The sequence below is a fragment of the Lysobacter auxotrophicus genome (assembly GCF_027924565.1).
GTDB lineage: Bacteria > Pseudomonadota > Gammaproteobacteria > Xanthomonadales > Xanthomonadaceae > Lysobacter_J > Lysobacter_J auxotrophicus.
The window spans coordinates 1,788,836-1,808,492 of the sequence record NZ_AP027041.1; the positions used below are offsets into that span (position 1 = coordinate 1,788,836).

At 67.6% G+C, this 19,657-nt stretch carries 15 protein-coding genes and 2 tRNA genes; 9 read left to right on the top strand and 8 right to left on the bottom strand.

Features of this window, described 5'->3' with window-relative positions:
- Window positions 1–74: 74 nt before the first annotated feature.
- The 3 genes from folD to guaA all read left to right on the top strand — a co-directional run bounded on the left by folD (window position 75) and on the right by guaA (window position 4,457).
- The gene (folD, locus tag LA521A_RS07965; protein ID WP_281781758.1) at window positions 75–980 is read left to right on the top strand and encodes a bifunctional methylenetetrahydrofolate dehydrogenase/methenyltetrahydrofolate cyclohydrolase FolD; all 906 of its coding nucleotides are present in this window, start codon (window positions 75–77) and stop codon (window positions 978–980) included.
- A 340-nt stretch (window positions 981–1,320) separates the two neighbouring features.
- A complete protein-coding gene (guaB, locus tag LA521A_RS07970; RefSeq protein WP_281781759.1) occupies window positions 1,321–2,778 on the top strand; it encodes an IMP dehydrogenase in 1,458 nt (485 codons plus the stop codon).
- 113 nt (window positions 2,779–2,891) lie between these two features.
- On the top strand, window positions 2,892–4,457 hold the full coding sequence (gene guaA / locus LA521A_RS07975; protein WP_281781760.1) for a glutamine-hydrolyzing GMP synthase: 1,566 nt from the start codon (window positions 2,892–2,894) through the stop codon (window positions 4,455–4,457).
- A 92-nt stretch (window positions 4,458–4,549) separates the two neighbouring features.
- Here the strand turns inward: guaA and prpF are convergent, their stop codons facing one another.
- From prpF to acnD, 3 genes are all read right to left on the bottom strand, one after another.
- Window positions 4,550–5,737 (bottom strand): 2-methylaconitate cis-trans isomerase PrpF, encoded by a 1,188-nt coding sequence (gene prpF / locus LA521A_RS07980; RefSeq protein ID WP_281781761.1) that lies wholly within the window; start codon window positions 5,735–5,737, stop codon window positions 4,550–4,552.
- A gap of 131 nt (window positions 5,738–5,868) precedes the next feature.
- Window positions 5,869–6,318 (bottom strand): SRPBCC family protein, encoded by a 450-nt coding sequence (locus tag LA521A_RS07985; protein WP_281781762.1) that lies wholly within the window; start codon window positions 6,316–6,318, stop codon window positions 5,869–5,871.
- Between the two features lie 54 nt (window positions 6,319–6,372).
- On the bottom strand, window positions 6,373–9,000 hold the full coding sequence (gene acnD / locus LA521A_RS07990; protein ID WP_281781763.1) for a Fe/S-dependent 2-methylisocitrate dehydratase AcnD: 2,628 nt from the start codon (window positions 8,998–9,000) through the stop codon (window positions 6,373–6,375).
- Between the two features lie 206 nt (window positions 9,001–9,206).
- Here acnD and tadA point away from each other — a divergent pair, with 206 nt between their 5' ends.
- On the top strand, window positions 9,207–9,725 hold the full coding sequence (tadA, locus tag LA521A_RS07995; RefSeq protein ID WP_281781764.1) for a tRNA adenosine(34) deaminase TadA: 519 nt from the start codon (window positions 9,207–9,209) through the stop codon (window positions 9,723–9,725).
- Window positions 9,726–9,866: 141 nt separating this feature from the next.
- Here the strand turns inward: tadA and LA521A_RS08000 are convergent, their stop codons facing one another.
- The gene (locus LA521A_RS08000; RefSeq protein ID WP_281781765.1) at window positions 9,867–10,349 is read right to left on the bottom strand and encodes a DUF2721 domain-containing protein; all 483 of its coding nucleotides are present in this window, start codon (window positions 10,347–10,349) and stop codon (window positions 9,867–9,869) included.
- Window positions 10,350–10,433: 84 nt separating this feature from the next.
- Here LA521A_RS08000 and orn point away from each other — a divergent pair, with 84 nt between their 5' ends.
- Complete coding sequence (orn, locus tag LA521A_RS08005; protein WP_281781766.1) at window positions 10,434–11,009, top strand: oligoribonuclease; 576 nt, start codon at window positions 10,434–10,436, stop codon at window positions 11,007–11,009.
- 3 nt (window positions 11,010–11,012) lie between these two features.
- On the opposite strand, the gene LA521A_RS08010 is transcribed toward orn, so the two are convergent.
- A complete protein-coding gene (locus LA521A_RS08010; RefSeq protein ID WP_281781767.1) occupies window positions 11,013–12,038 on the bottom strand; it encodes a mechanosensitive ion channel family protein in 1,026 nt (341 codons plus the stop codon).
- Between the two features lie 105 nt (window positions 12,039–12,143).
- Window positions 12,144–14,528, bottom strand: a complete 2,385-nt coding sequence (ppsA, locus tag LA521A_RS08015; RefSeq protein WP_281781768.1) for a phosphoenolpyruvate synthase — start codon at window positions 14,526–14,528, stop codon at window positions 12,144–12,146.
- Window positions 14,529–14,705: 177 nt separating this feature from the next.
- Between ppsA and ppsR the strand changes: the two genes are divergently transcribed.
- From ppsR to LA521A_RS08035, 4 genes are all read left to right on the top strand, one after another.
- Window positions 14,706–15,527: a posphoenolpyruvate synthetase regulatory kinase/phosphorylase PpsR gene (ppsR, locus tag LA521A_RS08020; protein ID WP_281781769.1), complete on the top strand. Its 822-nt coding sequence runs from the start codon at window positions 14,706–14,708 to the stop codon at window positions 15,525–15,527.
- Between the two features lie 137 nt (window positions 15,528–15,664).
- Complete coding sequence (locus tag LA521A_RS08025; protein ID WP_281781770.1) at window positions 15,665–16,177, top strand: DUF1249 domain-containing protein; 513 nt, start codon at window positions 15,665–15,667, stop codon at window positions 16,175–16,177.
- 48 nt (window positions 16,178–16,225) lie between these two features.
- Window positions 16,226–16,301: transfer RNA gene (locus LA521A_RS08030), tRNA-Ala, on the top strand.
- Between the two features lie 34 nt (window positions 16,302–16,335).
- Window positions 16,336–16,411: transfer RNA gene (locus LA521A_RS08035), tRNA-Glu, on the top strand.
- A gap of 180 nt (window positions 16,412–16,591) precedes the next feature.
- On the opposite strand, the gene cueR is transcribed toward LA521A_RS08035, so the two are convergent.
- On the bottom strand, window positions 16,592–17,131 hold the full coding sequence (cueR, locus tag LA521A_RS08040) for a Cu(I)-responsive transcriptional regulator (protein ID WP_281781771.1): 540 nt from the start codon (window positions 17,129–17,131) through the stop codon (window positions 16,592–16,594).
- 32 nt (window positions 17,132–17,163) lie between these two features.
- On the bottom strand, window positions 17,164–19,581 hold the full coding sequence (locus LA521A_RS08045) for a heavy metal translocating P-type ATPase (RefSeq protein WP_281781772.1): 2,418 nt from the start codon (window positions 19,579–19,581) through the stop codon (window positions 17,164–17,166).
- Window positions 19,582–19,657 lie beyond the last annotated feature (76 nt).

Sequence of the window (19,657 nt, forward strand, 5' to 3'; positions counted from 1 at the left end):
GTGGAGCGGCGTGCCGGCCGCCGGCAGGTGGCTTGAGCGATAATGCCCGGCCCGAATGTACTCCAGCCCACGGCATGACCGTCTCCACGACCCACGCACCGGCCCGAATCCTCGACGGCAAGCGCATCGCCGAGGACCTGCTCGACACGCTCAAGAGCCGCGTCGATGCGCGCGTCGCGTCGGGCAAATCGCGCCCCGGCCTGGCCGTGGTGCTGGTCGGCAACGACCCCGCGTCCAGCGTCTACGTGAAGAACAAACGGCGCGCGGCGCAGAAAGTGGGCATCCGCGCGATCGACTACGACCTGCCGGCCGATACGGGCAATGACGAACTCCTCGCGCTGATCGACAGGCTCAACGCGGACCCGGAGGTGCACGGCATCCTGGTGCAGCTGCCCCTGCCGGACCGCCGCGACGCAACGGAGCTGATCCACCGTATCGACCCGCGCAAGGACGTGGACGGGTTCCATCCGGAGAACGTCGGCCACCTCGCGCTGCGCCAGTTCGGCCTGCGCCCGTGCACGCCGCGCGGCATCACCACGCTGCTGGCCTACACCGACCGCCCGGTGCGCGGGCAGAGTGCGACGATCGTCGGCGTGTCCAACCACGTCGGGCGCCCGATGGCGCTGGAACTGCTGATCGCCGGCTGCACCGTCACCAGTTGCCACAAGTTCACCCCGCCGCAGGTGCTGGAGGCGTCGATCCGCAACGCCGACATCCTCGTGGTGGCCGTCGGCCGCCCGGGCCTGATCCCCGGTGAATGGGTGAAGCCGGGCGCGGTGGTCATCGACGTGGGCATCAACCGCCTCGACGACGGCCGCCTCGTGGGCGACGTGGGGTTCGACGCGGCGGCCCAGCGGGCCAGCTGGATCACGCCCGTCCCGGGCGGCGTCGGCCCGATGACCGTCGCCACGCTGATGCAGAACACGCTCGAGGCCGCCGAGGCGGCGGATTCGGGCCGTGGGTGGCATGCGGTGAAGTAGGCTGGCAATGGCTGCCTGAAAAGCACCCCACAGCGCTGTACCGACCACGCGATCCGGGATTGTGTAACTCCGTTGCCCCTCACCCCAACCCCTCTCCCGGTGGGAGAGGGGCTGAAGACCAAGGGCGAAGCGAGGCGTTTGCCCCAGCCCCTGAGTCAGGGGCGGTCGCCGCGGAGCGGCGAGGGGCGGGTGTGGTGCACGTGTCGGAGTCGATTTGCGAAGCGAATCGGCTCAAGCGCGACCCGCCACTCCTGCAGAACGACACATCCCAGCGCGAAGGCAGCGTCGAGGACCCCGGACACGTTACAATGTCGCGCTTCACCTCTTCCGGCCCCCGCCCATGCTGCGCATCCAGGCTGAAGCACTGACCTACGACGACGTCTCGCTCGTCCCGGCCCATTCGACGGTCCTGCCCAAGGACGTCTCGCTCACCACCCGCCTAACCCGCGACCTGAACATCCGGCTGCCGATCCTGTCGGCCGCGATGGACACCGTCAGCGAAGCCCGCCTGGCCATCGCCATGGCGCAGCTGGGCGGCATCAGCATCGTCCACAAGAACATGAGCCTGGAAGCCCAGGCGGCGCAGGTCGCGCAGGTCAAGAAGTTCGAGGCCGGCGTGATCAAGGAGCCCTTCACCGTCGGGCCCGACACGACGATCGGCGAAGTCCTCAAGCTCACCCGTGCGCGCAACATCTCCGGCGTGCCGGTGGTGGAAGGCGGCCAGCTGATGGGCATCGTCACCAGCCGCGACATGCGCTTCGAGAAGAAGCTCGACGATCCGGTCCGCCACATCATGACCAAGAAGGACCGCCTGGTGACGGTGCGCGAAGGCGCCACCGACGAGGAAGTCCTGAGCCTGCTGCACAAGCACCGCATCGAGAAGGTGCTGGTGGTCAACGACGGCTTCGAGCTGCGCGGCCTGATCACCGTGAAGGACATCCAGAAGAAGTCCGACAACCCCAACGCCGCCTACGACACCAGCGAACGCCTGCTGGTCGGCGCGGCCGTCGGCGTCGGCGGCGACACCGAAGCGCGCGTGGAAGCGCTCGCCGCGGCCGGCGTGGACGTGGTCGTGGTCGACACCGCGCACGGCCATTCGCAGGGCGTGCTCGATCGCGTGAACTGGGTGAAGAAGAACTTCCCGCAGCTGCAGGTCATCGGCGGCAACATCGTCACCGGCGACGCCGCGCTCGCACTGATGGACAACGGCGCCGACGCGGTGAAGGTCGGTGTCGGCCCCGGTTCGATCTGCACCACCCGCATCGTCGCAGGCGTCGGCGTGCCGCAGGTCACCGCCGTGGCGATGGTCGCCGAAGCGCTGCAGGACCGCATCCCGCTCATCGCCGACGGCGGCATCCGCTACTCGGGCGACATCGGCAAGGCGATCGTCGCCGGCGCATCGACGGTGATGATCGGCGGCCTGTTCGCCGGCACCGAGGAAGCGCCGGGCGAAGTCGAGCTGTTCCAGGGCCGCAGCTACAAGAGCTACCGCGGCATGGGTTCGCTGGGCGCGATGGAGCAGGGCTCCAAGGATCGTTATTTCCAGGACGCGTCGGATGCCGACAAGCTCGTGCCCGAAGGCATCGAAGGCCGCGTCCCGTACCGCGGCCCGCTTCGCAACGTCGTCCACCAGCTCGCCGGCGGCCTGCGCGCCACGATGGGCTACGTCGGCTGCGCGAGCATCGAGGAAATGCGCACCAAGCCCAGCTTCGTGCGCGTGACCAACGCCGGCGCGCGCGAGAGCCACGTGCACGACGTGCAGATCACGAAGGAACCGCCGAACTATCGCGCGAGCTGACGCACGCGCGCGTGATTCGCGATGGGTGATTCGTGATTCGTCGGGGACTCGGCTCCGCACCACGGGATCGCTGCTGCGAATCACACTTCACGAATCACGAATCACGGCCGTCCATGACCAACATCCACACCGACAAGATCCTCATCCTCGATTTCGGCGCGCAGTACACGCAGCTGATCGCCCGCCGCATCCGCGAGATCGGCGTCTACTGCGAGATCTGGGCGTGGGACCACGATCCGGCGGAAATCGCCGCGTTCGGCGCGAAGGGCATCATCCTGTCGGGCGGCCCGGAATCGACGACCGAGCAGGGCGCCCCGCGCGCGCCGCAGGAAGTCTTCGACGCCGGCCTGCCGATCCTGGGCATCTGCTACGGCATGCAGACGCTCGCCGCGCAGCTGGGCGGCGCGACCGAAGCGGCCGATGCGCGCGAATTCGGCCACGCCGAAGTCGAGCTGGTCGCGAGCGACGCGCTGCTCGGCGGGCTGACCGACCACGACGGCGAGCCGCGCATCGACGTGTGGATGAGCCACGGCGACCACGTCGCCAAGGCGCCGCCGGGCTGGACCGTCACCGCCGTGACCGATCGCATTCCGGTCGCCGCGATGGCGCGCGAGGACAAGCGCTGGTACGGCGTGCAGTTCCATCCGGAGGTCACGCACACCAAGCAGGGCCAGACGCTGCTGCGCCGTTTCGTGGCCGAGATCTGCGGCTGCAAGACGCTGTGGACGGCCGCCAACATCATCGAGGACCAGATCGCGCGCGTGCGCGAGCAGGTCGGTTCGGATGAAGTGATCCTCGGCCTGTCCGGCGGCGTGGATTCCTCCGTCGTCGCCGCCCTGCTGCACAAGGCGATCGGCGAGCAGCTCACCTGCGTGTTCGTCGACACCGGCCTGCTGCGCTGGAACGAGGGCGACCAGGTGATGGCGATGTTCGCCGAGCACATGGGCGTGAAGGTCGTGCGCGTGAACGCCGCCGACCGTTACTTCAAGGCGCTCGCCGGCGTCGAGGATCCCGAAGCCAAGCGCAAGATCATCGGCAACCTGTTCGTCCAGATCTTCGACGAGGAGTCGGCCAAGCTGAAGAACGCGAAGTGGCTCGCGCAGGGCACGATCTATCCGGACGTGATCGAGTCGGCGGGCAGCAAGACCGGCAAGGCGCACGTCATCAAGAGCCACCACAACGTGGGCGGCCTGCCGGAAGACATGAAGCTGCGCCTCGTCGAGCCGCTGCGCGAGTTGTTCAAGGACGAAGTGCGTCGCCTCGGCGTCGAACTCGGCCTGCCGCGCGCGATGGTCTATCGCCATCCGTTCCCGGGCCCGGGCCTGGGCGTGCGCATCCTGGGCGAAGTGAAGCGCGAACACGCCGAACTGCTCGCACGCGCCGACCACATCTTCATCGAAGAGCTGCGCAAGGCCGATCTCTACGACCGGACCAGCCAGGCCTTCGCCGTGTTCCTGCCGGTGAAGTCGGTGGGCGTGGTGGGCGATGCGCGCGCGTACGAGTGGGTCATCGCGCTGCGCGCGGTGGAAACCATCGACTTCATGACCGCGCACTGGGCGCACCTGCCGTACGATTTCCTCGGCCGCGTGTCCAATCGCATCATCAACGAGTTGCGCGGCGTCTCGCGCGTCGTGTATGACATCAGCGGGAAGCCGCCGGCCACGATCGAGTGGGAATGAGCGGCCACGATGATGAAGAGCCCCGCATGGCGGGGCTTTTTTGTTGGTGCAGCGGATCGGTTTTTGCAGCGCGGGTAAGCGAAGCGCACCGCTCAGAACGAATCCGCCGGCACCCGCACCCAGCCTTCCATCAACACGCGCGCGCTGCGGCTCATGATGGCCTTCGTCACGGTCCACTGGCCGTCGACGAGCTTCACCTGCGCGCCCACGCGCAACGTGCCGGAGGGGTGGCCGAAGCGCACCGACTCGCGTTCGCCGCCGCCTGCGGCGCGGTTCACCAGCGTGCCGGGAATCGAGGCAGCGGTACCGATCGCCACCGCGGCCGTGCCCATCATCGCGTGGTGCAGCTTGCCCATCGACATCGCGCGCGCCTGCAGATCGATATCGTTCGCCGCAACCTGCTTGCCGCTCGAGGAAACGTAATCCGCCGGCGGCGCGACGAACGCGACCTTCGGCGTGTGCTGGCGCGTCTTCGCCTCGTCCAGATGCTTGATCAGCCCCATGCGCAGGGCGCCGTGCGCACGGATCTTCTCGAAGTTCGCCAGCGCCGTGGCGTCCTTGTTGATCGCGTCCTGCAACTCGCTGCCGGTGTACCCCAGATCTGCGGCGTCAAGGAAGATCGTGGGAATTCCCGCAGTGATCATCGTCGCCTTGAACGTGCCGACGCCCGGCACCTCCAGTTCGTCGATGAGATTGCCGGTGGGGAACATGGAGCCGCCGGCATCGCCGTCGTCGGACGGATCGAGGAATTCCAGCTGGATTTCCGCAGCGGGGAAGGTCACGCCGTCCAGTTCGAAATCGCCGGTTTCCTGCACCTGGCCGTGGGTCACCGGCACGTGCGCGATGATCGTCTTGCCGATGTTCGCCTGCCAGATGCGTACCGTGCACAGGCCGTCCTGCGGAATGCGCTCGGCGTCGATCAGCCCGGCGGCGATCGCGAAGGGACCGACCGCCGTGCTCAGGTTGCCGCAGTTGCCGCTCCAGTCGACAAAGGATTCCTCGATGGCGACCTGGCCGTAGAGGTAATCGACGTCGTGCCCGGGCACGGACGACTTCGAGATGATCACGCACTTGCTCGTGCTGGACGTCGCGCCGCCCATGCCGTCGGTGTGCTTGCCGTACGGGTCGGGCGAACCGATCACGCGTTGCAGCAGCGCATCGCGCGCCTTGCCGGGCACGCGCGCGGCTTCGGGCAGGTCATCCAGGCGGAAGAACACGCCCTTGCTCGTGCCGCCGCGCATGAAGGTGGCGGGGATGCGGATCTGCGGTGCGTGGGTCATTGGGTACTCGTTCTTGTGTTTGATGTCATTTCCGCGAAGGCGGGAATCCAACTTGCCGACAAATCACACTCTCCGGAAAGCTGGACACGCCGCAAAGTTGGATCCCCGTCTTCGCGGTGCGACGCCGGTCATCACGCCCCGTCCGGAATCTCCGGCTCCACCAGCTTCGCCAGCATCTCCAGCGATTCCTGCCACCCCAGGTAGCAGAACTCGACCGGGATCGAATCGGGAATGCCTTTCTGCACGATGCTCACGTCGGTACCGACCATGCCGGGCTTCAGCGTGATCTCGACTTCCATCGTGCCGGGGAGCTCGGGATTGTCGAACTGGTCGTCGTAGCGCAGCTTTTCGCCGGGGACCATCTCGCGGTACGTGCCGCCGAAGGAATGGCTGCCGCCGGTGCCGAAGTTGGTGAACGACATGCGGTAGCTGCCGCCGACGCGTGCATCCATCGAATGGACCTCGCCGGTGAAACCGTGCGGCGGAAGCCACTTCACCATCGCGGCCGGCGTGATGAAGGCACGGTAGATGCGTTCGGCGGGCGCGCGGATGACGCGGTGCAGGGTGACGGTGCCGGGCATGTCGCTACTCCTTGCGGGGTGGGAAAGGGCGTGCGATGAGCGGGCACGCGGCGGTCAGGCCGCGCGCGCCGACGATTCCAGGAAGTCCTGCGCGAAACGCTGCAGCACGCCGCCGGCTTCGTAGATCGATACTTCCTCGTCGCTGTCGAGGCGGCAGGTGACGGGCACCTCCACGCGCTCGCCATCGCGGCGATGGATCACCAGCGTGAGGTCCGCGCGCGGCTTGCGCTCGCCGATCACGTCGAAGGTCTCGGTGCCGTCGATGCGCAGCACCGTGCGATTGAAGCCCGGCTTGAACTCCAGCGGCAGCACGCCCATGCCGATCAGGTTCGTGCGGTGGATGCGCTCGAAACCTTCGGCGACGATCGCTTCCACGCCCGCCAGGCGCACGCCCTTGGCCGCCCAGTCGCGCGAGGAGCCCTGGCCGTAGTCGGCGCCGGCGATGATGATCAGCGGCTGGCGGCGTTCCATGTAGGTCTCGATCGCTTCCCACATGCGCACGACCTGGCCGTCCGGCTCGATGCGCGCCAGCGACCCCTTCTTCACTTCGCCATCCATCACGGCCATCTCGTTCATCAGCGTGGGATTGGCGAACGTCGCGCGCTGCGCGGTGAGGTGGTCGCCGCGATGCGTCGCGTACGAATTGAAGTCCTCTTCCGGCAGGCCCATCTTGTGCAGGTATTCACCGGCCGCGCTGTTCATCAGGATCGCGTTCGACGGCGACAGGTGGTCGGTCGTGATGTTGTCGCCGAGCACCGCCAGCGCACGCAGGCCGCGCAGCGTGCGCTCGCCGGCCAGCGCGCCTTCCCAGTACGGCGGGCGGCGGATGTAGGTGCTCTGCGGGCGCCAGTCGTACAGCGGGCTCACGCGTTCGCCGTGTTCGACGCGGATGTTGAACATCGGCTCGTACACGCGGCGGAACTGCTCCGGCTTCACGCTCTGCGCGACGATGGCGTCGATTTCCTCGTCGCTGGGCCAGATGTCCTTGAGCGTGACCGGCTTGCCGTCGGCGTCCGCGCCCAGCGCGTCGCGTTCGATGTCGAAACGCACGGTGCCGGCGATGGCGTAGGCGACCACCAGCGGCGGCGAGGCGAGGAACGCCTGCTTCGCGTACGGATGGATGCGCCCGTCGAAGTTGCGGTTGCCCGACAGCACGGCCGTGGCGTACAGGTCGCGGTCGATGATTTCCTGCTGGATCGCCGGATCCAGCGCGCCCGACATGCCGTTGCACGTCGTGCACGCGAACGCGACGATGCCGAAGCCGAGTTGTTCGAGCTCCGGCAGCAGCTTCGCGTCTTCCAGGTACAGCTGCACGGCCTTCGAACCCGGCGCGAGCGAGGTCTTCACCCACGGCTTGCGCGTGAGGCCGCGCGCGTTCGCGTTGCGCGCGAGCAGGCCGGCCGCGATCACGTTGCGCGGGTTGCTGGTATTCGTACAGCTGGTGATGGCGGCGATGATCACCGCGCCATCGGGCATCAGCCCTTCGGCCTCCTGCGCGCGTGCCGCGTCGAGGTTGCCGGCGATGCCGCGCTGCGTGAGGTCGGACGTCGGCAGGCGCTTGTGTGGATTCGACGGGCCGGCCATGTTGCGCACCACGCTGGACAGATCGAACGTCAGCGTGCGCTCGTACTGCGCGGCCTTCAGGTCGTCGGCCCACAGGCCGGCGGTCTTCGCGTAGGTTTCGACGAGCTTCACCTGCGCGTCTTCACGGCCGGTGAGGCGCAGGTAGTCGAGCGTCTGGTCGTCGATGAAGAACATCGCCGCCGTCGCGCCGTATTCGGGCGCCATGTTCGAGATCGTCGCGCGGTCGCCAAGCGTCAGGCTGGCCGCGCCTTCGCCGCGGAATTCCAGGTACGCGCCGACGACCTTTTCCCTGCGCAGGAATTCGGTGAGCGCGAGCACGATGTCGGTCGCGGTGATGCCCGGCTGCCGCTTGCCGGTGAGTTCGACGCCGATGATGTCCGGCAGGCGCATCCACGACGCGCGGCCGAGCATGACGTTCTCGGCTTCAAGCCCGCCGACGCCGATCGCGATGACGCCCAGCGCATCGACGTGCGGCGTGTGGCTGTCGGTGCCGACGCAGGTGTCGGGGAACGCGACGAGCTTGCCGTTCTCGTCGCGCTGGGACTGGATCACCGGCGACATCTTTTCGAGGTTGATCTGATGCATGATCCCGTTGCCCGGCGGGATCACGTCGACGTTCTTGAACGCGTGCTTGGTCCACTCGATGAAGTGGAAACGGTCCTCGTTGCGGCGATCCTCGATGGCGCGGTTCTTCGCGAACGCATCGGGGTCGAAGCCGCCGCACTCCACCGCGAGCGAGTGGTCGACGATCAGCTGCACCGGCACGACCGGGTTCACCTTCGCAGGGTCGCCGCCCTGGTCGGCGATGGCATCGCGCAGGCCGGCGAGGTCCACCAGGGCCGTCTGGCCGAGGATGTCGTGGCACACCACGCGCGCGGGGAACCACGGGAAATCCAGGTCGCGGCGGCGTTCGATCAGCTGCTTCAGCGACGCGACCAGCGTCGTCGGGTCGCAGCGGCGCACCAGGTTTTCCGCCAGCACGCGCGAGGTGTAGGGCAGGCCGGCCCACGCGCCGGGGGCGATGGCCTCGACCGCTTCGCGTGCGTCGAAATAGTCCAGCGACGTGCCGGGCAGCGGTTTGCGGTGTTGGGAGTTCATGGGCGTGGCATTCATGGACGAAGCGCGGTCCTGGGTTTGGCGGGCGGCCGTGGCGCGGGGCCGTCGGTGGCTGGCTGCCGCTTGAGCGCGGGGAACGTCAATTTTAGCGGTTCCGGGCACGCGGCGGCTGATCGGATGGGGCGCAACGGGCGGTGAATCGCGCTCGGAGCGTGGCGGGGCCGCGCGGGCTCGGGCATCCTGTCGCGATGGTTCAGGAAACGACGAACGCGCCGCAGGCCGAAGATGCCGACCTGCATTGGATGCGCCACGCGATGGCGCTGGCCGAACGCGCCGAGCGCGAGGACGACGAGATTCCGGTCGGTGCGGTAATGGTTTCTGCCGACGGCGAAGTGCTGGGCGAGGGCTGGAATCGCAACATCACCCTGCGCGATCCCACCGCGCACGCCGAGATCGTCGCGATGCGCGAAGCCGGGCAGCGCGTGGGCAACCATCGGCTACTGGGTTCGACCCTGTACGTGACGCTGGAGCCGTGCGCGATGTGCGCGATGGCGATGGTGCACGCGCGCGTGGCCCGCGTCGTATACGGCGCGCGCGACCCGAAGACGGGCGCGGCGGGAAGCGTGTTCGATCTGCTCGCCGATCCGCGTCACAACCACCGCGTGCAGGTCACCGGCGGCGTGCTGGGCGAGGAATCCGGTGCGCGGTTGACGGCGTATTTCCGGCGAAAGCGGGGGAAGGCGACGCCCGCTGCGCCGCAAGGCTAGGCGCTGTTGTAGCCCGGGTAAGCGAAGCGCACCCGGGGTGTGTCACGCCCAAGAGCGGTCATGCGCTGCCGCTCGTGCTCCGTCATTCCAGCGAAAGCTGGAACCCATTTTGATTCTCGCCGTCCAGGAGAGGACCGAACGTCACTCCTTCACTTCCAACCGATCCTTCGCCAACTGCTCATCCAGCTCGCGATCCAGCATCCGCAGCCCGAGCTTCGCCTCATGCCCCAGGCACAGCGACGCGGCGAACATCAGCAGTACGCCGACCACCGCCAACCCCGTCGGCACCAGGTCCAGCCGGTAACCGAAGAACGCATCCACCGCGATGCCCAGGCTCGTGCCGACGAACGCGCTGATCGCCGCGTAGAGCATCCGCACCGCGGCGAGGACGAGGTACGAGCGGCGGCGATGGATCGCGATCCGTGCTTCCTGCTCCACGCGGGCCGGGCCCTGCGGCAGGCCCCGGAGCGTCTCGATGTCCGCGCGCATGCGGTCCACCACGCGCGCCAGGCGGTTGTTCGATGAGATCTGCATGGAGCTTGCGGCGGTCAGGAAGAACGCCGGGGTGATCATGGCCGAGACGACGGCGTAATGCGTTGGATCGATCGCGACGGGCGAGGGCATTCGTGGCGTTTTCCGTGAGTGCGGCGCGAAGCCGCCGGGCGGGCTGGCTGTATGATGCGCCGGTCCTCATTCCAGTGCGAGCGCATGGCGGCCGTCCCTTCTGTGAACGACGAACACCTGATCTGGATCGACCTGGAAATGACCGGGCTCGACACCGACCGCGACTCGATCCTGGAGATCGCCACGGTGGTGACCGACAAGCAGCTCAACGTGCTCGCCGAAGGGCCGGAGCTGGCGATCTCGCATCCGCTGTCGCGGCTGGAAGCGATGGACGAATGGAACCGCAACCAGCATGGCCGTTCGGGCCTGTGGCAGCGCGTGCTCGACAGCCGCGTGGAGATCGCGCAGGCCGAGCAGCAGACGCTCGAGTTCCTGCAGCGCTGGGTGCCGGCGGGCAAGTCGCCGATGTGCGGCAACTCGATCTGCCAGGACCGCCGTTTCCTCCACCGCCTGATGCCGCGGCTGGAGAAGCACTTCCACTACCGCAACCTCGACGTCAGCACGATCAAGGAACTCGCGCGCCGCTGGGCGCCCGACGTGCTGGCTGGCGTCAACAAGGACGCGCGCCATACCGCGCTGAGCGACGTGCGCGACTCCATCGCCGAACTGCGCCACTACCGCGGTTTCATGGGCCGCCTCGGCGGCGACGCGCAGGACTGACCGTCAGCGCAGCTCGGGCGGCGTCTGCTGGTCCGGCGACGGCGACGACGTCGCAGATTGTTCCTCGGGCGAGGACGACGGCGCCGTCTCGGTGACGCCGGCCGCACTGGTCGTCGACGACTGCACCGCCTCGAGTACGCGCCGCTGTGCGCGGATGTCGCGCTGCGCCTGCTGGATGCTGATGTCGGCGCGGTCGAACGCCTTCTTGATGCGCTCGTTGAGGTCGCACTTCGTCGCGAAGTGATCGGCGTTGCTGACGTGGCAACGCACGCCCAGGCGCACCGCAACGTCGGCCAGCTCGTACACCACGACGTCCGGTGCCGGCGCGTCGAAGATGCGCTTGTCGGCTTTCATGATGCCCATGATCGCCGCACGGGCGAGGTCGATGTCGTCCTGGTAGCCGATGCCGATGATCAGCTCGATGCGCCGGCGCGTGTCGGGCGTGAGGTTCACGATCGGCGCGGTGGTGATCAGGTTGTTCGGCAGCACGATGGTCTGGTTGTCGGCGCCGCGCAGTTTCGTCTGGAAAATGCTCACGTTCTCCACCGTGCCGCTGCTCCCGCCGATCTGCACCACGTCGCCGACGCGGAACGGCTTGAGCGTCACCAGCATCACGCCCGAGGCGACGTTCGACAGCGAATCCTTCAGTGCCAGGCCAATCGCGAGGCCCGCCGCGCCGAGGATCGCGATGAACGAGGTCGGTGCGATGCCGAAGAAGCCCTGCAGGATCGCCAGCAGCAGCACGATCAGCAGCGCGATGTAGATCACGCGGCTGATGAACTGGAGCGAGGTCGCTTCGACATGCGCGCGCGTGAGGCCGCGTCCGGCGGCGCGCACGATCCACTTGGCGACGTGGTGGCCGATGTAGAAGACGAGCAGGGCGCCGCCGATCTTGATGCCCACGTCCATCGCCCAGGCCCAGAACTGGTCGGCCGTCATCGCGCTGAAATGCGCCGGTGGCGCGAGTTCGCGGGTGATGTTCGGCAGGGAATCCTGCAACGTGGCTTGCGGCGTGGGATCGGCGGTCAAGACGGCCTCCTTCGGTACGACGGATTTGATGGTGCGTTCACAAAATACGACGCCCCGCATAAGCGGGGCGTCGATGCGTCACGGTAGTTCAGTGCAAGGCGGGTGTCAGGCCGCAGCCTTCTTCGCCTTGGCCTTCGCCAGACGCAGCCAGGTGTCGACGACCGTGTCGGGGTTGAGCGACACCGATTCGATGCCCTGGTCCATCAGCCATTCGGCCAGATCCGGGTGATCGCTCGGTCCCTGCCCGCAGATGCCGACGTACTTGCCCTTCGCGCGCGCGGCCTGGATCGCCAGCGACAGCAGCTTCTTGACCGCCGGATCGCGTTCGTCGAACAGCTGCGCGACGATGCCCGAATCGCGGTCCAGGCCCAGCGTGAGCTGCGTCAGGTCGTTGGAACCGATGGAGAAGCCGTCGAAGATCTCGAGGAATTCCTCGGCGAGCAGCGCGTTGGACGGCACCTCGCACATCATGATGATCTTCAGCCCGTCCTTGCCCTGTTCCAGGCCGTTGGAGCGGAGCACCTCGACGACCTTGCGGCCTTCGTCCAGCGTGCGCACGAACGGGATCATCACCCAGCAGTTGGTCAGGCCCATCTGCTCGCGCACCTTCAGCACCGCGCGGCATTCCAGCGCGAAGGCCTCGGTGAAGCTCGGATCGACGTACCGGCTCGCGCCGCGGAAGCCGATCATCGGGTTCTCTTCATGCGGCTCGTAGCGCGAACCCCCGATGAGGTTGGCGTATTCGTTGGACTTGAAGTCCGACAGGCGCACGATCACCGGGTACGGCGCGAACGACGCGGTGATCGTCGCGATGCCTTCGGCGAGGCGATCCACGTAGAAGTCGACCGGGCTGGCGTAACCGGCCATCTTCTCGTCGATCTTCTTCTTCGTCGCGGCGTCCTGCTGGTCGTACTCCAGCAGCGCCTTGGGATGCACGCCGATGTGGCTGGCGATGATCATTTCCAGGCGCGCCAGGCCGACGCCCGCGTGCGGCAGCATGGCGAAGTCGAACGCGCGCTCCGGGTTGGCGACGTTCATCATCACCTTGAGCGGCGCTTCCGGCATCTTGTCGAGGTCGGCCACGTTGCGCTCGAAGGGCAGGGTGCCCTTGTAGATGAAGCCGGTGTCGCCCTCGGCGCAGCTGACGGTGACTTCCTGGCCGTCCTGGATCGTGTCGAGCGCATTGCCGGTGCCGACGACGGCCGGCACGCCGAGTTCGCGCGCGATGATCGCCGCGTGGCAGGTGCGGCCGCCGCGGTTGGTGACGATGGCCGCCGAGCGCTTCATCACCGGCTCCCAATCGGGGTCGGTCATGTCGGCGACGAGCACGTCGCCGGGCTGCACGCGGTTCATGTCGGCCAGCGAGCGCACGACGCGCGCCACGCCGGTGCCGATCTTCTGGCCGATGGCGCGGCCTTCGCACACGATGTCGCCGCGCCTGGTGAGCTGGTAACGCTCGATCTGCGTGGCATGGCCGCGCGACTTCACCGTTTCCGGGCGCGCCTGCACGATGAACAGCTTGCCGCTCACGCCGTCCTTCGCCCACTCGATGTCCATCGGGCGGCCGTAGTGCTTTTCGATCGTCAGCGCCTGGCGCGCGAGTTCATGCACGTCCTCGTCGCTGATGGAGAACGTCGCGCGCAGATCGGCCGGCGTTTCCTCGATGCGCACGCGCTCGCCGGGCTTGTCCGAATACACCATGCGCTGCTGCTTCGCGCCCATGCCGCGGCGCAGGATCGCCTGCTTGCCCTGCAGCAGCGTCGGCTTGTAGACGTAGAACTCGTCGGGATTCACCGCGCCCTGCACGACCATCTCGCCCAGGCCGTAGCTGGAGGTGATGAACACGACGTCGCGGAAACCCGACTCGGTGTCGAGCGTGAACAGCACGCCGGAGGATCCGACGTTCGAGCGCACCATCAGCTGCACGCCGGCGGAGAGGAACACGTCCTCGTGCTTGAAGCCGTGGTGCACGCGGTAGGCGATCGCGCGGTCGTTGTAGAGGGAGGCGAAGACTTCCTTGACCTTGTGCACGACGTCGTCGGCACCGGTGACGTTAAGGAAGGTTTCCTGCTGGCCGGCGAACGAGGCATCGGGCAGGTCTTCGGCGGTGGCGGACGAACGAACGGCAACGGCGACGTCGCCGCCGCCGTTCTCGTCGCAAAGCTGCTTGTAGGCCGCGCGGATGTCCGCATCCAGCTGCGGCTGTAGCGGGGCATCGATCACCCAGCTGCGGATCTCGCCGCCGGCAGCGGTCAGCGCGTTGACGTCCTCGACGTCGAGCGTGGCGAGCTTGTCGTAGATGCGCTGGTGCAGGTCGTTGTGCGCGATGAAGTCCTTGAAGGCTTCCGCGGTGGTCGCGTAGCCGCCGGGCACGGAGACGCCGAGGTTCGCGAGGTTGCCGATCATCTCGCCGAGCGAGGAATTCTTGCCGCCGACGCGGGCCAGGTCGGTAAGGCGCAACGCGTGCAGCCAGAGGATGTTCTCGTTCAAGCGGGCGATCTCCAGACAGGAAAAGCAGGCGATTCGAAGAGGAGTGGCGGAACGGCCGGCGCGCCCTCGGCGCTTGGCGCGCAGCGATCCGGATATGATCGCCCGGGCGCCGGAGGCAGACAAGCTTGATACATCGGCGTTTTTTGTATTGTGAACGCCCAGTTCAGGAGAAAACCGATGGCCGGCGTGCGTCCCGTCTTCTACGTATCCGATGGTACCGGTATCACTGCCGAGACCATCGGCCACAGTCTGCTCACCCAGTTCACCCAGACGCGCTTCGTCACCGACCGCATTCCCTTCGTCGACAGCGCCGAGCGCGCGCGTGAAGTGGGCGAGAAGATCCGCGCGGCCGCCGAGTCCTACGGCGTGCGCCCGGTGGTGATCAACTCGTGCATGGACACCGAAGTGAGTGCGGCGCTGGCCGAAAGCGGCGCGCTGATGCTCGACGTCTTCGCGCCCTTCATCGAGCCGCTGGAGCGCGAACTGGAACAGACGCGCGAGCGCCGCATCGGCCAGGCGCACGGCATGGTGGATTTCGACACCTACCACCGCCGCATCAACGCGATGAACTTCGCGCTGACGCACGACGACGGGCAGGCCATCAACTACGACGATGCCGACCTGGTTCTGGTGGCGGTGTCGCGTGCCGGCAAGACGCCGACGTGCGTGTACCTGGCGCTGCATTACGGCGTGCGCGCGGCCAATTATCCGCTGACCGAGGAAGACCTGGAGCACGACCGCCTGCCGCCCCGGTTGCGCCCGTACCGCAACAAGCTCTTCGGTCTGACGATCGACCCGGTGCGCCTGCAGCAGATCCGCCAGGAGCGGCGCCCGAACTCCCGCTATGCGCAGTTCGAGACCTGCAAGCGGGAGGTGGCGGCCGCCGAGGCGATGTTCCGCGCCGAGCGCATCTCGACGCTGAGCACGACCAACACCTCGATCGAGGAAATCTCGAGCAAGGTCCTGACCACGCTGGGGATCCATCGCGAGATGTTCTGAACGGCGGCGGAGCGGGAAAACCCCGGAAAAAGGCCGTCGCGAGGAATCCTTACCGTATGCCTGCCGGGGGCGTGCGTCAACGCTGCCGCGCCGAGGTTGTGCCGTGTAGCATCGACTCCATATCGGTGTCCATGCCCATGTCACTCGCTACCCGCAAAGCACGCATTCCCCGCCTCAGCCGCTTCGGCTGGCTCATGGGGCTGTACGCCGAAAACCACGCCCGTTTCGCGCGACTGTTCCCGTCGGCGGTCCTGGAGGTCGGCACCTACCACTCCAGCGTCGGCGACGGCCTGGACCTGCAGCTGGACGTAATCGAGCGCCATCCGTACACCACGGAGCTGCGCCTGACCTACGCCATGCGCGATCCGGTCACCGGAGAGCAGGATCCGTCGGCCTATCTGCGGCTGTATCACGACGCGCGCCAGCTGGAAGTCACCAACTGCTACGTCGGCCGCCGCTGGCAGGACGTCATCGGCATGTATCCGCCGGCGGCGGAAGTGCTCGACCACAGGACACGGATGAACACGTTTCTCGGAAAGTGGCTCGAGTATCTAGCGGAGCGGGGACATGGTGTGGCAACATTGCGCCCCGTCGACGCCGGTACCAGCACCGGCGGACGCGACGAAAAAAATCTGGCAGCGAACGCTTGACGACATCGCTGAACGCCCGCTAGAATTTTCGTCTTTCCAGCAGCACGTGGGGCCATAGCTCAGCTGGGAGAGCGCCTGCATGGCATGCAGGAGGTCGCCGGTTCGATCCCGGCTGGCTCCACCATCTCTTCGGGGATGATGCTGAAACAAAGAGTTTTGTCCCCATCGTCTAGAGGCCTAGGACATTACCCTTTCACGGTAGCGACCGGGGTTCGAATCCCCGTGGGGACGCCAAATAGTGAAACGCCGAAGGGCTCCGGAAACGGGGCCCTTCGGCGTTTTGCGCTTTGGTTTTTTGATTCGTGATTCGTGATTCGTGATTCGTGATTCGTGATTCGTGATTCGTGATCCGTGATTCGTGATTGGCGGTTGGTGGTTGGGTAATGGTGATTCGATTTACGGCGCCCACCCACCTCAGCGCCCGCGTCCCGCACGACGTCGTTCGCTTCCCGCCTCGAACGACAGCGGCGCATCGCCCGCACCGCGTTGGGATGACGAATCCGCATCCGCATCCGGTGCTGCGGCCAGATCCTCCAGGATCGGACAGTCCGGCCGATCGTCCCCGTGGCAGCGACGTGCCAGGTCCTGCAGCGTCCGCTGCATCGCCTGCATCTCGGCGATCTTTTCGGCCAGCTCGTCCACGTGGGATTGCGCCAGGCGCTTCACTTCGGCGCTTGCGCGCGATCGGTCGTCCCAGAGGCCGAGCAACGCCTCGATCTGCCGGATCGAAAAACCCAGCCCGCGTGCGCGACGGATGAATCCCAGACGATGCAGGTCGGCGTCGTTGTAAAGGCGATAGCCGGCGAAGGTGCGGTTCGGCGGCGGGATCAGGCCGATGCTCTCGTAGTGCCGGATCATCTTCGCGCTGACGCCGCTCTGCCGCGCGGCTTCGCCGATGTTGTGCAGGCCCTGCTGGCGAGCGTCGGCGAGTTCGGGTCGTGGCATGCGGGGCATGGTCGGCTCCTTGCGATTCAAACGTGCGTGGTTCATGTCGAGAGGGTTTGAAGGCGATGCGGTCGCCAGCCGCGCAGAAGCAGCGCGTTGGTGACGACGCTGACCGACGAGAACGCCATCGCGGCGCCGGCGATCACCGGATCGAGCAGTCCGAACGCCGCCAGCGGGATGCCGACGACGTTGTAGACGAACGCCCAGAACAGGTTCTGATGGATCTTTCGCGTGGTGCGACGCGAGATTTGGATGGCGTCGGCGACGAGCGCCGGTTCCGGTCGCATCAGCGTGACGCCCGCGGCATGCATCGCCACGTCGGTGCCGCTGCCCATCGCGATGCCGACATCCGCCGCGGCGAGCGCGGGTGCGTCGTTGATGCCGTCGCCCACCATCGCGACCACGCCAAACCGGCGCAGCTGGTCGATCGCGGCCGCCTTCTCGTCCGGCAGCACGTTGGCGCGCACGTCGTCGATGCCCAGGTCCGCGGCGATCGCCCGCGCGGCGCCTTCCTGGTCGCCCGACACCATCACCGTGCGCACGCCCAGTGCGTGCAACCGCGCGATGGCCTCGCGTGCGCCGGCGCGCGGCGTATCGCGGAAGGCGAGCAGGCCAAGCAGGCGCGGACGCGGGCCCCCTGCGGCTGTCGCCGCCCACGACACGGTGTGGCCGCTGGCGGTCAACGCTTCCGCGCGTGCGGAAAGCAGCGCGACATCCACCGACACCTCGCGCATCATCCGCTCGCTGCCGATGAGCACGTCATGCGAACCGATGCGGCCGCGCACGCCGCGTCCCGGCACCGCGCGGATGTCGGCTGCCGTAAGCAATGGCGCGTCCTTCGCCGCATGCACCACGGCCGCCGCGAGCGGGTGCTCGCTGCCGCGTTGCACCGCCGCCGCCTGCGCCAGCAACGACAACGTGTCGCCATCGAGCGCGATGGCTTCGGCCAGTGCCGGCTTGCCTTCCGTCAGCGTGCCGGTCTTGTCGAAGGCGACGACGGCGATGCGCTTGGCCGTTTCCAGCGCCTGCGCGTCCTTGATCAGGATGCCGGCGCGCGCCGCGACGCCGGTGCCGGCCATGATCGCGGTGGGCGTCGCCAGGCCGAGCGCGCACGGGCAGGCGATGACCAGCACCGCGACCGCGTTGAGCAGCGCGCCGCTCCAGTCGCCGGTCGTCGCGCCCCAGCCCAGCAGCGTGACGAGCGCGATGCCGATCACCACCGGCACGAACACCGCGCTGACGCGATCGACGATGCGCTGGATCGGCGCCTTCTTCGCCTGCGCATCCTCGACCAGCCGGATGATCCGCGCGAGCGCGCTCTCGGCGCCGATCGCGAGGGTCTCGACCACGATGCGGCCTTCGCCGTTGACCGCGCCGCCGGTGACGCGGTCGCCCTCCGAACGCGCGATCGGCAGCGATTCGCCAGTCAGCATCGATTCGTCGGCATGCGTGCGGCCGTCGAGGATGCGGCCGTCGACCGGAATGCGTTCGCCCGGGCGAACCACGACGGCATCGCCCACGCGCACCTGGGCGAGCGGCACGTCCGCCTCGACGCCGTCACGCAGCACGCGCGCGGTGGCGGGACGCAGCGCCTGCAGGGCGCGGATCGCGGCGGTGGTCTGGCGCCGGGCGCGCGTTTCCAGCCACTTGCCGAGCAGCACCAGCGCAATGACGACGGCGGAGGCCTCGAAGTACAGCGGCGCGTGATCGCCGCCCGCGAGCAGGTGCCACACGCTGAGGCCGTAACCGGCGCTGGTGCCGAGCGCGACCAGCAGGTCCATGTTGCCGCTGCGCGCCTTCAGCGCCGCCCAGCCGGCACGATAGAAGCGCGCGCCCAGCCAGAACTGCACCGGCGTGGCGAGTGCGAACTGGATCCAGCCGGGCAGCATCGCGTGCACGCCGAACGGCATCGCGAGCATCGGCAGCACCAGCGGCAGCGCCAGCGCGATCGCGAGCCAGAGATGCCGGCGTTCGCGCGCGTCGGCCTGGTCGGTTTCGGCGTCGGGAGATTGCGCGGTGTCGGCCCCGTCCCGGTCCGGTGCACTGGCGCGATAGCCAGCCGCCACGACGGCGGCAATGAGATCGTCGGCCGATACGTCCGGCAGCACGCGCACCTGCGCCCGTTCGGTCGCGAGGTTCACGTTGGCGTCGATCACGCCCGGCACGGCGCGCAGGGCTTTCTCGATGCGTCCCGCGCACGATGCGCAGGTCATGCCGCCGATAGCCAGGTCGAGCGTGCGTTCCGGGACGCGATAGCCGCTGCGCGACACGGCGTCCGCCAGCGCGGGCGCGGCGACGCTGCCATCGGTCGCCACGTTGGCGGTCGCGGTGGAAAGGTTCACGTCCGCGCGCAGGACGCCCGGAACGGCGGCGAGCGCGCGTTCGATGCGTCCGGCGCACGAGGCGCAGGTCATGCCCGCGATCGGCAGGCGCAGGTCGGTGGCGGCGAGGGTGTTCATGCGGGCTCCATCGGCGGATTCGATGGACGCAGCCTGGGCCTTCCCATCGTGGGAAGGTCAACGCACCGCCGCCTGC